This is a genomic window from Novipirellula artificiosorum (genome assembly GCF_007860135.1).
GTDB lineage: Bacteria > Planctomycetota > Planctomycetia > Pirellulales > Pirellulaceae > Novipirellula_A > Novipirellula_A artificiosorum.
Map to the genome: position 1 here is coordinate 188,560 of NZ_SJPV01000005.1, position 13,843 is coordinate 202,402.

Annotated in this window: 10 protein-coding genes; 2 read left to right on the plus strand and 8 right to left on the minus strand. The window is 56.3% G+C overall.

The features are described from left to right. Nucleotides 1-76: 76 nt before the first annotated feature. From Poly41_RS15480 to Poly41_RS15490, 3 genes are read right to left on the minus strand one after another with little or no spacing between them, the layout of a single operon-like run. On the minus strand, nucleotides 77-1,243 hold the full coding sequence (locus Poly41_RS15480) for a hypothetical protein (RefSeq protein ID WP_146527407.1): 1,167 nt from the start codon (nucleotides 1,241-1,243) through the stop codon (nucleotides 77-79). A gap of 41 nt (nucleotides 1,244-1,284) precedes the next feature. Then, complete coding sequence (gene argC / locus Poly41_RS15485; protein WP_146527409.1) at nucleotides 1,285-2,310, minus strand: N-acetyl-gamma-glutamyl-phosphate reductase; 1,026 nt, start codon at nucleotides 2,308-2,310, stop codon at nucleotides 1,285-1,287. A 50-nt stretch (nucleotides 2,311-2,360) separates the two neighbouring features. Further along, nucleotides 2,361-3,710 carry a putative sugar nucleotidyl transferase gene (locus Poly41_RS15490; protein WP_146527411.1) on the minus strand — a complete coding sequence of 450 codons (1,350 nt, stop codon included), beginning with the start codon at nucleotides 3,708-3,710 and terminating at the stop codon, nucleotides 2,361-2,363. A 257-nt stretch (nucleotides 3,711-3,967) separates the two neighbouring features. Here Poly41_RS15490 and Poly41_RS15495 point away from each other — a divergent pair, with 257 nt between their 5' ends. After that, on the plus strand, nucleotides 3,968-5,488 hold the full coding sequence (locus Poly41_RS15495; RefSeq protein ID WP_146527413.1) for a hypothetical protein: 1,521 nt from the start codon (nucleotides 3,968-3,970) through the stop codon (nucleotides 5,486-5,488). Here Poly41_RS15495 and Poly41_RS15500 read toward each other — a convergent pair. The 3 genes from Poly41_RS15500 to Poly41_RS15510 form a co-directional block, all read right to left on the minus strand. After that, complete coding sequence (locus Poly41_RS15500) at nucleotides 5,408-6,817, minus strand: class I adenylate-forming enzyme family protein (protein ID WP_197231369.1); 1,410 nt, start codon at nucleotides 6,815-6,817, stop codon at nucleotides 5,408-5,410. The two genes, Poly41_RS15495 and Poly41_RS15500, sit on opposite strands and share 81 nt — an antisense overlap. Before the next feature lie 36 nt (nucleotides 6,818-6,853). Then, nucleotides 6,854-7,870, minus strand: coding sequence for a class II fructose-bisphosphate aldolase (gene fba / locus Poly41_RS15505; protein WP_146527417.1), 1,017 nt, complete (start codon nucleotides 7,868-7,870; stop codon nucleotides 6,854-6,856). A gap of 230 nt (nucleotides 7,871-8,100) precedes the next feature. Next, entirely contained in the window at nucleotides 8,101-10,074 is a 1,974-nt protein-coding gene (locus tag Poly41_RS15510) for a YjhG/YagF family D-xylonate dehydratase (RefSeq protein WP_146527420.1), read from the minus strand. A 117-nt stretch (nucleotides 10,075-10,191) separates the two neighbouring features. Between Poly41_RS15510 and Poly41_RS34140 the strand changes: the two genes are divergently transcribed. Then, complete coding sequence (locus Poly41_RS34140; RefSeq protein ID WP_197231370.1) at nucleotides 10,192-10,341, plus strand: hypothetical protein; 150 nt, start codon at nucleotides 10,192-10,194, stop codon at nucleotides 10,339-10,341. 261 nt (nucleotides 10,342-10,602) lie between these two features. Here the strand turns inward: Poly41_RS34140 and Poly41_RS15520 are convergent, their stop codons facing one another. Continuing rightward, nucleotides 10,603-12,573, minus strand: a complete 1,971-nt coding sequence (locus tag Poly41_RS15520; protein ID WP_231615684.1) for an outer membrane protein assembly factor BamB family protein — start codon at nucleotides 12,571-12,573, stop codon at nucleotides 10,603-10,605. Between the two features lie 3 nt (nucleotides 12,574-12,576). Further along, nucleotides 12,577-13,824, minus strand: coding sequence for a DUF1501 domain-containing protein (locus Poly41_RS15525; RefSeq protein WP_146527422.1), 1,248 nt, complete (start codon nucleotides 13,822-13,824; stop codon nucleotides 12,577-12,579). Nucleotides 13,825-13,843 lie beyond the last annotated feature (19 nt).

Here is a 13,843-nt window from a genome sequence, read left to right on the forward strand (position 1 = left end):
AAGGGCAGACCCTTTTCGGATAGGTTCTTTACCGCCAGCTATAAGGAAGACGATCGAAACAGGATAATGGATTTAGCTAATTGGATATTTTTTCGAGCGTGACGGCGTAGCCAAGGATATCGTTTTGGTCTCGACAGTAATCGAGCACGATAGCGTACACTTGAGCGTCACCGGTTGATTTCGCCCGATCAGCGATCTTCAACAGCATCGGCACGATCCGCTGCGGAGGCACATCCTCGGGGACCAAATCCACCGCGGCGCGGGCCGCATCGGCGTACCGGCCGCTACGGAAAAGGAGATCCACGTAGGTTTCCATCGCAGCGGTGCCATGCTTTTTCGAATCCACCGACCGAGCTTTCCGCTCGAATTGTTTCAGATTGGCGTCAAGATTTTCTCCGAGCAAGATGTTGTAGAACGCGATGTAGGCCGGATAGAAGTCAACAAACGGTTCGTCGCCCGGGTATTGGAACTGAGCTGCCAAGCGTTGCCCGTATCGACACAATTGCATCGCCTTGTCGTGGTACACCCGATCGTCCAAGATCGATGCGATTCGAACGGTCGATGCCAGGTGTGTGGTGTCGAGGTGATAGGCTCCTTCGTCCATGATCCACGGACGTTTCTCAAGCATTTCGCTCAGTGTTTCGCTGTCGGCTGCGGGTGCTTCCCGCCGTGCAATGTCGCCGCGGACCAACACGACCAATTCGTTGTACAGGTGGTCGAGCAACCGAGACGCCGCTGCTTGACGATCCGATTGACTCCTTCCCGCAATCGCCTGCTCATACAAGGTGATGCTGTTGCAAGTGCCCTGGTGGTCCAGCACCGCTTGGAAGCCGCGTCCCACATCGATTCCCTCGTGCAACAGCACTTGAATCATTGCGTCATAGTTGTCGTCCGTGATCGGGATCTCGGCGGTCAATTGTTTTGCCTTTTCCAAATCTCCGGTGGGACGCAAGTACATCCAACCTTCGGCGACTTTGCCGTCTTGGATTAACATCGTGCCAACTTCGGAACATGCATCCAACAACCCCATCTCAAGTTGTCGTTCGACGTCCTCGGGTTTGGGCTTGTCATCTTCTGATGCCAATAACGGCAACCCAAGCCGACTGCGAATCTGCATCTTCAACGCTTCGAACAACTCCATCGGCTGCCGAGTCTGTCGAAAATGGTTCGCCATTGCGTCAACCATTGCGGGGCCATGGCCACGGTGACGGTCGAGTGCTTGGAAAATGCTTGCGGAGGTCATCGGAGAGTCCATCGCGTTAGAAGGAATGCTTAGCAGAAAGACTATAGCCCGAGGCCTTCGTTGACGCCGAACATGACGTTCATGTTCTGGATCGCCGCACCGCTGGCTCCCTTCGTCAAATTGTCAATTGCACATACGATCACAATCCGATCCGCAGCGTCGCGTGCCGTCATGTGAACATAGTTGGTTCCCGCGACATGCTTGGTCGCGGGTAAGGCGTCGGTTGGGACGAGGAAGGGACAATCGCGATAGCGTTTCTGCCACGTTTCAATCAGCTGTTTCGCATGGACCTTGCCGCCACCCGCGTCCGTTTTCGGTTTGACATAAATCGTCGACAAGATACCTCGGTCCATAGGCGTTAAATGGGGCGTGAACAGGATCGACGGCAGCGTACCCGCAGCGCGGTGCAAGATGTCGACCATTTCCGGTTGGTGTCGATGTGACCCGACGCCATACGCAGCAATCGAATCATTGACTTCACAGTAAAGGGTCCCCAGTTTGGGCGACCGGCCTGCACCGCTCACCCCGCTTTTGCTGTCGACAATGATATCCGTCGCCTCAATCATGTCGGAATGAAGCAACGGTTGCAGCGGTAGAATCACAGACGTTGGGTAACATCCTGGATTTGCGACCAAGTCGCTGCTGCGAATTTCGTCCGCGTAGAACTCCGGCAATCCGTAAGGCGTCTTACCAATCCGCTCGGGCCATGGGTGAGTGACACCATACCATTTCTCATACAGTTCACGATTGGAGAGTCGAAAGTCGGCACTGAAATCGACCACACGCGTGCCTGCCTCGACCAACTGCTTGCAGGTTTCTGCTGAGGCTCCGTGCGGTAAGCAGCACATCACGACGTCACACTTTTTTGCGATCTCATCGGCATCCAGTGTTTCGATAACGACATCACATCGCCCGCTCAGCGAGGGATGAACCGCACTCAACGGCTTTCCGGCGTCAGCGCGACTGGTCGCAGCGACCAAGGTTGCTTCGGGATGTGAAAGGAGTAAGCGAGCGACTTCGAGAGCGGTGTACCCGGTCGCGCCAACGATACCAACTTGGATGGTCATAGGGAGTTCAGATGTCAGATGTCAGATGTCAGATGTCAGATGTCAGCCGCCTACAACATGTAGTGTTCCGCCGCTTCGCGTTCGGTGGCGGATTGCTCGTACATGTCGAGGATCAATTGTTTGTCGCATTCACGCTGCTGGACCTTTCGCCGGGCAAACATTTTCGCTTGTGTGCTAATCATCACGTCGGCAGGCAGGAGTGCCGTTTGGCCGAACAATCGTGCGTAGTTGACAAAACTCGGCACGTTCGAGGTCACAAAACCATACAGCATGCTGCAGACACCGATCACTTTGCCGGTAAAGATACTCGTGTTGATAGCTGATTTGGAATAGTCACCAATGAAACAACCGAGGAACTGCATGCCCGTCGCAATCTTCGTGTTGTCGTACTCCATGTTGATCTTGCCGTACGTGTTCTTCAAGTCGCTATTGCAGGTTCCGGCGCCAAGATTGATCCAGCTGCCCAAGTAGCTATGACCTAAAAAGCCATGATGCTGCTTGTTCGTGTAAGGTTCGATAACGGACGCCTCGACTTCGCCACCGATCTTGACCGTATGTCCAAGCGAAACACCATCCTTCAGTGCCGAATGTTCAATCACCCGCGTCCCTGCTCCTGCGTGTAGCGGACCTTCTAAATAGCAGAAGGGACCGACTTTCACGTTACGTTCGAGCAGGATCGGCCCATTTTCAACATTGATTGACAGGTATTCACCGAGCGAGACGCCTTCGTTGACAAAGACCCCATCCGCATGCTGGCGGTACTCCCCGTGTGCCACTCGCCACTCGATCGATTCCCGCATTTCGTTCATGTGCCAAGACACGATGTCATGAGGCCAATGGAACGCCGCCGCGGTCGTTGGAGATCTCGGCAGCGAATCCGCCAATTGAACGAGCCGATCGGTTAATGACAAAAGAGGTGCCACCACGGATTTGGAACGGGACCTGCTCGATTTCTCGGGTACAGGGTCCGGTGGCGGAGACAATTCGCTCCGACGTGCCGCCAAATCGGCTGCCGTCAAACGGGCGATCAGAATCGATCCATCATGTTCATCGACCATGGAAACCGATCGATCTTCTTGAGCCATCTTGACCAACACCGCGTCCAATGCCACTCGAGGGACGAGTCGTGCGTTGACCAATAAAATCCCGCCATCGTCCGTCGGCCACTTGTCTCCGATCTCCGTCGCCGCTTGCGACAGTTCAAAATCCAGCTGCTGGATTTCGGTCAGATAGGAACGGACGGACCCCAGCAGCGAACTTCCCGCCAACGGACCTCGGATCAACTCCTTCAAGCGGTCGACCAAGCGAAGACTTGCACAGGTGACCGCGTAGGCGGGTCGCGACTGGGTGATCGGGAACAAGTGGCTCGCAAGCTGGTCTTCGAAGCAAATGATTTGCATGGGATGGACTGCGGATCAATGGTGGAAAGCGTCTCACGCAGAATGCGAAAGGTAGCGATTGTGACGATCGTGCAGTTTAACGCAATCCCAATCGAGCTCTCAGCCCCCTTCTGTGTGCTTCAAGGCTGCGTTATTCGAGCAAAACGTATCCCGCGAATTAAGCTCGATGAGCGGTGTGACCGTTTGCGCTGCGAGCAACCGCTCGGGAAATACGCGTCGCGCTTCAGAAAGCCCTTGCCTAACCGAACAACGCCACCTTGTGGACGCTTTACCGTAATTTCCCGAATCAATTTCGGACTGAGCGGCAAGGCGCTAGCCGCCGGTATTTCATCGGCAAAACCGGCGGCAAGCGATCTGCCGCTGATACCGTGACGCTCTCCAGCTATTCCTTGATCGACACCATGCTTGTCCCTTCCCGTTTCTGCTACTGGAGCGTCACGTTCCTGTTCGTTTGCCGATTGATCTCGGCTGGTGAACCGCAAGCCATCGACACCTCCGCCGTCAATCCGCTCGGCGACCACGCCGTGATTGCCATCGATCGCTCCTTGCTCAGGATGCGTATTGAATCGCTCGATTCCCCAAACTACGCAACTCGCCAGGCCGCCTTCCGATGGTTGCTGCAGAACGAGGATGTGACGGGCATCGAAGCAGGGCTCGTAGCGGCACTGCAGCATTCATCGCTGGAGGTTCGCTGCCAATGCAATCGACTATTGGATGAGTTCGCACAGCGACGAATCGACGGCCAAGTCGAGCGTTTGCTTGACCCGCAGCTTCCAGCCACCGAAATCAAGCTGCCGTTATGGGAGAGCTTCGCGAGAAATGTGGGTGACGACACCGAGTGTCGGGTCTTCTATGCCACCCTGTTTCGCCGCTATCGACAGCGGATCTTACAAATCACTGGCCGCAACGACCCGCATTTAAACCTTGACCAGCACTTTTTGACGTCTCAACCGCGCAAGGGTTCTTGGGAAACTACGTTACCCGTGGACGATTCTTGGGAGTGGTCCTTCTATCTATTGGCCGACACCGATTCGAAGACGTTCACCGACCGGCGCCGAACACTTCGCGTGATGATGACGCTTGCACACTCGAGTATCGGCCCCAAAATGGGGACGGCCTCCGATCAAAGAATCTTTGGCCGGTTGGTCGAAGCGTGGCTCAGGAGTCATGCCAGCGTCGGAACGCCAAATGACCGATTAAGGGTGGCGATGCGGTTTGGCTGCAATCTGTTGGCATCAGAATTGGCAAATCGGATACTGAGCGATCCTCGCTTGCCGGCAACGTGGCAAACGACCGCCATGTTGGCTGCCGCCCGTTTGTCCATGGAACCATTGGCCTCGGGCACGCAACCGGCATGGGTCTTGCCAAGTCTTGACGCCACGCTTCGCGCAAGACTCGCAGACCATCGGGTGGCCAATGCTTCGCACTTGATGCCTGGCCAAGAAAACAGCCGACGTACTCAAGTGCGTGACGTCGCCATGGCAGCGCTGTTGCAGCTTCATTCGATCGATCCTCGCAGCGCGGGGTTTAGCGGGTTACGGGCTCATCCAACGATGCTATTCCTTGACCACAGCCTTGGATTTCATGACGACGAGTCGAGAAAACTCGCTCACCATGAATCGATGCGATTGCTCGCCCAGCGCGGTGTCGCCCGGCTGTCCACTCCGCGACTACCTCTTAGGGCGGAACTCCAACGTCTATCGCTGAAACCGCAATTGTTCAATGCGGCTGCGACAGATCGTACCCTTCTCGGTCAACTCGCCTTCGATTCGCCTTAACGGCTCAGCAAATCGCTCGATCACGCGGGGCCGTTCCCATCTGGGACGCCGAGTCAAAGTTTCCACCGCGGTGTTGCACAGATGTTCCCAAGTCGTTCCCGCGAGGTCGGTCTCAACCCAAAGCTGTAACTGACCTTCACCATACCGCAGCATCGAATGGCGAACACCGCCTAACGAGTCAACGATCCGCTCAATCGTTGCGGGAAACACCTTATGTCCGTTGGGTAAGACGATCACGTCATCCTGCCGGCCGAGGATTCGATACTGACCCGTTGCAGAATCTAACTCAACCAAGTCACCCGTGTCGAACCATCCATCCGCATCGATCCGCTCGCGGGTCGCGATGGGATTCTGCCAATAGCCGAGCATCAAGTGCGGCCCCCGAACAAACAGCCGACCATCACGGATTTCGGTTTCCCAGCCTTCAACGGGCATTCCCACACAACCGGGAACGGCATTTTCGGGAGTTGCACTACAGATCACCGGAGCGGTTTCGGTACACCCATAGCCCTGGGTAACGACGATGCCGCGCGTCTTCCATTGCTGAAAGGATGACGCGGAGAGGCCTGCACCCCCAACACCAAGCACTCGTAAACGTTGCATGCCGAGTTCGTCAGCATCACCGGCTAGCAGACGCTCTGCGACGCTGGGAACGACGTTGGCCAGCGTCGGCTGGACAAAGGCAGCAAGCCGCGTCCAGCCCTCAAAGCCTCGCGTTAGTGCCAAAGTACAGCCGCTCAACAACCATGTCCCCAAGTCACAAGTGCGGGCGTAGGCATGAGAAACGGGCAAGCACGTTAAACGCACGTCCTGACTCGTTTGTGGCACGGTGGACAATTTTGCCTGCGCGTTGCTGGCGAGCGAGCGGTGTGACAAAACAACGCCTTTAGGCGAACCACTTGTTCCACTGGTCCACAGGATCAGCCCAGCAGAGTTTGGGTCGACTCGGTCAAATTCCATCTGACCCAATCGTGTCGAGCTGGCCAGCAACGCTTCAACATCGTCGATCCAATAACCGCCGACCTGTTGCCAGCAGTCTTGCAGATGGTTTTCGCCACCGAGCTCATTCAATGGAACATTGATCACGCCAATTCGAGCGGCCGCAAGCGTCAAAACGACGTCGGCGAGCGAATTGCGACTTCCGTAGCCAAGATGGCGGGGCATCGCAGGCGCTGCTGCGAACTTCGCGTGAAGAGACTCCGCCGTCGCTTGGACTTGCCGAGCCAGTTGCAACCACGTGTAGGTGGTTGCCACGTCTCCAATCAACGCAACCGAGGACGGTTGCGTTCGAACTTGGTGGTCAAAGGCATCGAGTAGATTGGAGACCATCAAAGATGCCGACCCATCGCCCATTCTTTCTTGAGCTTACGCTCCAAGCGACTTGCGAAGCTTTTCACCGTTGCCTGCTTGGCCAAAGGACGTCATGCGAGCGACGCAAACGGCCTTCATCGCTTCGCGAGCGGGCTTCAAGTAAGCGCGTGGGTCGAAGGCGGATGGGTCATCTGCGAACACTTTGCGAATGGCGCCGGTGATCGCCATTCGGCAATCGGTATCGACGTTGATCTTACGTACGCCACTCTTGATACCACGTTGAATTTCCTCAACCGGCACGCCGTAGGTTTGCTTCATTTGGCCACCATACTTGTTGATGATGTCTTGAAGCTCTTGCGGTACGCTGCTGCTGCCATGCATGACCAAGTGAGTGTTCGGAATCTTCGCATGAATTTCTTCGATGCGCGTCATCGCCAAGACTTCGCCAGTCGGTTTCTTCGTGAACTTGTAAGCACCGTGGCTGGTTCCGATCGCAACGGCCAACGCATCCACACCGGTTTCTTCAACGAACCGCTTTGCTTCATCAGGATCGGTCAACAATTGATCGTGAGTCAATTCGCCGACGGCTCCATGACCGTCTTCTTGTTCGCCTTCGCCCGATTCGAGCGATCCGAGGCAACCGAGTTCGCCTTCGACGCTGACGCCACGAGCGTGAGCCATTTTGACGACTTCGGCCGTCACTTTGACGTTGTAGTCGTAGTCGGCTGGGGTCTTGCCATCGGCTTCAAGCGATCCGTCCATCATGACACTGGTGAAGCCATTTTCGATGGCCGACAAGCACGTTTCAGGGCTATTGCCATGATCTTGGTGCATCACGGTGGGGATCTGCGGATAAAGTTCCGCTGCGGCGAGCATCAAGTGACGCAAGTAGTTGTCTTGCGAATAGGAGCGAGCACCGCGCGACGCTTGAACGATCACGGGCGAATCGGTTTCCAAAGCCGCCTCCATGATCGCCTGGATCTGTTCCATGTTGTTGACGTTGAATGCCGCAACGCCGTAATTGTTTTCTGCTGCGTGGTCGAGTACGACGCGAAGTGGAACCAAAGCCATGACGAACTACCTAGGTATTACTGAGTAAGTGAAAGGGGGTCAAATCAAGTCCGAATTATCCGTTTCTGGCGTACCCTTGCAAGGGTGCCGAAAGGGGCCAACTGGGGATGACGAGCCGTCAGCCATCGCTCGGCCGAGCGTCGCCCGACGGTCAGTGGCAAGAATCGGGTTGAATCCTTCCCGTCGTCTTGTTGGCCCTTGAAACTTAATCCCTTTCCGTTACGGGGTTCTCATCGCCCCTGCCTTGCCTTTACGCCCGCTTCGAGCGTCGCTAGGATTTCGTCGACATCATAAATACAGCCCCCCCAAGTGCCGCCACCAATGTTCTGTAGCGCCGCCCAAAGTCGCGTGTCATCGGGAATTGCCTGTTCCACGCCAAGTTTTGGGTGCGACAATCTTACTCGCAAAACTTCCTCGGCTGCCGTTTCGGGCGCGTCCACAGCGGAAACCAAATCAACGTGACCGCTCAACGAGACACGGTCGATTTCGATTTCGATCAGGTCGCCATCGCGCACCTTGGCGATTGGACCACCCGCCAACGCCTCGGGGCCCACATGCCCAATACAAGCCCCCGTGCTGACACCCGAGAACCGAGCATCCGTGATCAACGCGATCTCCTTGCCGAATTTCAAGTGCTTCAATGCCGAGGTGATCTGATAGGTTTCCTCCATCCCGCATCCGATCGGCCCGCGTCCGATCAGCACGATCACATCGCCAGGACTGATCGGCCAATCGGTTTGCCCCTTGATCGCAGCGATTGCATCGCGTTCGGTCGTGAACACGCGTGCCGGGCCGCGTTTGCGATAAACGTTGTCCGCATCGATCACACTGGGGTCGATCGATGTGGCCTTGATGACCGCGCCCTCGGGGCAAAGGTTCCCGTGAGGAAAACAAACCGTACTGGTCATCCCCCGCCGACTTGCTTCGGCGGGGGGGATAATCACCTCGTCGGGATCAATTCCATCCGCTTGCGTCAAACGGTCACGGCAAACCGATCGGCGATCACTCGTGATCCACTGGTCAAGCAACGTGTTCCAAGTCATCCCGGAAACGGTCATCGCGTCGGATTTCAATAGACCGGCTTCGCGTAGATGCCAAGCAACCTCGGGGACTCCACCGGCTAAGAAAAACTGCACCGTGGGATGCCCCACCGGTCCATTCGGCAAGCAATCGACAAATCGCGGTACCAATTGGTTGACGGCACGAAACGCGGCCGCATCGGGACGAGGCAAACCGGCTGCTGCGGCAATCGCTGGAATGTGCAACAACAAATTGGTGCTCCCACCCACGGCGGCGTGGATCAACATCGCATTGAAAAGGGAATCCTCGGTCAGCAAATCTTGCATCGTCTTTCCCGATGCAACCAACCGCTGCGATGCCTTCGCAGAATCCTTGGCCAACTTGGTCCAAATTGGCTGCCCACTTGGGGCCAGTGCGGCGTGGGGTACGGTCATGCCAAGCGCTTCGGCAACCACTTGGCTGGTTGCAGCGGTTCCGAGAAACTGGCATCCACCTCCAGGGGTCCCACAAGCACGGCAACCTTCAAGCGACGCTTCTTCAAGCGAAATCTCGCCGTGCGTGTAGCGCGCACCAATCGTTTGCACTTTACCCGCATCCTCGCCAACCGTGGGCGGCAAGGTCACGCCGCCAGGAACCAGAACGTTTGCCGTATCGCTACATCCGGCCAACGCCATCATCATTGCCGGCAGCCCTTTGTCGCACGTTGCGACACCAATCACGCCTTTCCGACGCGGCAGCGAACGAATCAAACGTCGCATCACGATGGCTGCATCGTTGCGGTAAGGTAGCGAATCAAACATTCCCTGCGTTCCCTGGGTCCGACCATCGCAGGGATCACTGACGAACGCAGCGAACGGGACGCCGTCGTGCTCGCAAATGGTTTCCGCAGCTGCTTGGACCAACAGCCCCACTTCCCAATGCCCCGTATGGTAGCCCAAGGCCACGGGCGTCCCATCGGGATTCCTGACCCCGCCCTGCGTGCTGAGAATGAGATACTGATCGCCAAGCACGCGTCGTGGGTCAAAGCCCATGCCAACACTTTGTGTCAAGCCGAATAGATCACCACTACTCCAATTCTTGAGAATCTCATCGCTTAACGGAAGCTTACCACTCGGCCCCTTCGCATTCGTTTCCACCGGCTCGGGGATTTCCAAGGCACCAAAGTAGTCAGGTTGATTCATCATTTGCATCTTTGTCGCATCGTAGAAGTTCTTTGTACACGGTGACCAGCTCGAGCCTTTTTACCCTCAGCTTAGCTACCGTCGCCAGAGGGTGGACATGGGCTGAGCGCAGCGATGCCCATGGATAACCTAGACACAGGTGATTTGTCGATCTTGAAGAGATCGCAGAACCACGCCGGAATCTGCTACCACGACGTGGTCAACGGTTCGATCGATGAACAGGGGGCCGGGGGTGTTCGCTTCGCTCTCACCCCCGGCTATCATCCTTGACCACGTCGTGGTCGTTATCCTTGGCTTAACCACTTCCTAAGTTCCACGCTCTTTTGAGGCGGCATCGGTTGAGAAATGCCGACTAAAACCGGTACACCAACGTGCGCAGATTGTCTCTCGCTTCGTTTCCGTAAACCAAACGAGAGAATGTGTTTACGATGCGTTTTCATGAATCCATGAATAGCCCTCCACGCCTGCCCCCCGAGATGACCTGAAGGAACTCGTGGACCGTCAAGGTTAAACCTTGGTGCGGACAATCCTCTATGGTGCCATCTGCGGGCGTTGTGGTCGATCGGGACGACTGTCTTCGCCTTGTCCTCCGCGATTGCCTCCGCCTCCCGATCCGCCACCTCGTCCTCCACGGTCGCCACCTCGTCCTCCACGGTCGCCACCACGGTCGCCACCACGGTCGCCACCACGGTCGCCACCACGGTCGCCACCACGGTCGCCACCACGGTCGCCACCACGATCGCCACCACCTCGACCGCCAGCAAACAAGGTGGACATCCCGCTCGTGAACTCTTCTTGTGTGATTGCCTGGTCGCCGTCTTTGTCCAATTGATCCAGTCGGTCCACCATCGGTGTACCGGTCAACTCGTCGGCGGTCAGCTTCCCATCTTTGTTTGCATCTCGACCACTAAAGAAGCTTGCTGGATCCCAGCGTCCACCACTTTGGCCGCCTCTCTCACCTCCAGGCCTCGCGGATTGATTCTCATCACCCGTGTCGGTATTGGCGACGTCTTCTTCGCGACTCAGTTCCGTGGGCGAAACGGTTTCGCCTTTGTCCTTGATGCAGTAGAGGTTTTTGTCACTGCGAAGGATCAGCCGTCCGTCACTGACCGCGGGGGAACCACCGAACGACTCTTTGTCGCTGGTCACACGATTGACGGCAACTTGTTGAAAGTCGCCGTCCATGTCAAACACGAACATCTGACCGCTGCCGTTGAGGTAGAACAGCGAATCCCCTACGACTAGCGGCGATGCATAGTCAAGCGAACCAAAGCGACCACCTGTTTGCTCGGCTCCCTTCAAGCGAACCTGGTCGATTTTGTCTCCAGTCTCGGCATCCAGAATCGTGACAACGCCTTGTGCAACCGAGTACAGCTTTCCGCGGTGGCTCACAGGCGAGCCAAAGCTTCCTGATGTTGAGCCTGTCCAAAGTGTCCCGGTGTCGCTGATGTCTCCGCTACCGCCTGCTTCAATCGCGACACTGCCGCCGCCACGACCTGTGACCGCATAGATGCGTTTGCCCAGAGCGATCACGCTGGCGTAGGACTGTTCTGCGCCCGTCGCCTCAGCGTACCAACGTAGTTTTCCGTTATTCGGATCAAGCCCCCAAAGCTCTTTCGCAACGCACATGACCAAATCGGTACGGGTGTCGTCAATCTTCACCAAAGTGGGAGTGCCCCACATCCCATCAAGGCCTTCGGCCTCTTGCCGCCACCGCTCTTGTCCCGTCGCTTTGTCAAACCCAATGATCGCCTGGCTTTCGGCAGACGCCGTAATGATCAACGTGTCATCATGAAGGACAGGGCTCGAGGACGAACCCCATTTAGTTGGATCGGATTCCTTGCCGACCTCCGCATGCCACAACGCATTGCCTTCGAGATCGAATGCATGGACTCCGCTCTTACCAAAGAATGCATAGACATGCTTGCCGTCGGATGCGGGGGTGTGCGACGCGTATCCATGAGCGGTCACCCCAATGCCAGTATAGGGATCTTCGGGAAGCTCGGCCTTCAAGTTTTTTTGCCATAAAACCTTTCCGCTTTCCAAATCGACACAGACCAAGTGTCGGACCAAGTCTTCGAGATCGCCGGGGTTATCGCGGTCCAATCCATATCCCGAATAGCATGTCACGAACACCTTCTGACCGACCACAATCGGACTCGAAACACCGGATCCAGGTAACGCGGTTTTCCAGTCCAAGTTCGCTTCGGGCGACCATTGAATCGGCAACGATGGCGTCCCCGATGCGACACCCGCTCCATCCGGACCGCGAAACCGGGGCCAGTCTTCGGCTGAAGCAAAAGGGAGGGTAAGCAACAAAATGGCGATGAAAAGCAAGGAAAAACGCTGCATCTGCGGACTCGCATTTGAAAGAGGAGGTTTGCTGTCTGGTTTGACCGCCACGTATTCTACAGCAGAATGGCAACGCCAAGTGGGATGCCCTGCAACTTGACGCCGGTCCACAAGCTTGCCTTCTTCGCGGATGCCCTGTTTTTTGTCCATGCCTCAAGATGCAAAGATGTCGAGCGGCTTATACTTCGCTGCTAAGGAACTTTCGCTCGGGAAACCGAGCCAGCGATCAAGTGCGGTCGCATAGACTTGGCGATAATCAATCTGGTGCCGTGGTGCATCTTGGTCCAGATCCGACAAGCGGGGGCGTTCGCCAAAAAGTCCACCGTTGAGGCTGCCTCCAGCAAGAAATACGGGCGCCGCTGCCCCGTGGCCGGTACCTCGTCGACCGTTTTCCGAGACTGTACGGCCGAATTCCGAAAAGGACATCAATAGCACGCGGTCCAACAGTCGCTGTTGTTTTAAGTCGTCCACAAAGGCCGCAACCGAAGCCGACAACTCGCGCAGCAGCGCTGCATGGTTGTCTTTTTGATTCGCATGGTTGTCAAAGCCGCCGATTCCACCGCCCCCCAGTTCGGCAAAGAAGATTCTTACGCCAACCTCCGCACGGATCAATTCCGAAATCGTCCGAAGCTGCTTGGCGAGCGAGAATGAAGGATAATTGTGCGAAGGATTTCCCTGTCGCAGTACACTTTCGATCTTGGCGTCCGTCGCATAGGCAGCAAGGGATGCCGTTCGGACCAAGTCGCCGAGCGGATTATTGCTGATGACGGTTGACGGCATGCGAGTTTCCATCCTCTCATCGTGGTCCGCGTTTGGCCCTCGCAGACGCCATTGATCTGCTGAGACAACGGAGGGGATGACGACTCGCTTTGTCCCGAGCGCCAGCGGCATCGGGATGGGTGAAACCAAAACGCCGCAAACGGAGGGATCCTCTGGATGGTTTGCCTCATCGATTGCGCGGCCGAGCCATCCGGTTTGACAGGTTGAATCACCAGGCCGCGCTGTATGCCAATCTCGCATCGCCGCATCATGGTCGCGATTGGAGTTTGAATGGCCAACCCCTTGGACGACCATCAAATCGCCGTCGTCCAGCAGACGCTGAAACTGAGGGATGTCCGGATGAAACCCAAGGTCATCCCCAATCTTGTGTACCTCGTTTTCCTTCAACCTTAAGGTCGTTCGGCTGCGGGCGTAAACATCGTCCGCATAGGGGACAAGCGTGTTCAATCCATCGTTGCCGCCTGAAAGCTGAACCACGACCAGTACGGTATCCTTGGTCGGTTCGGTTTCGCTCGCGGCGAGCACCGATCGATTCAGAAGCGAGGGCAGGACACTGGAAAAGGAGATGGCGGCCGAAGTGCCGACAAGCGACTTGAGGAAATGGCGACGTGGGTTTGACATGAGAACACTCCACCTTAAA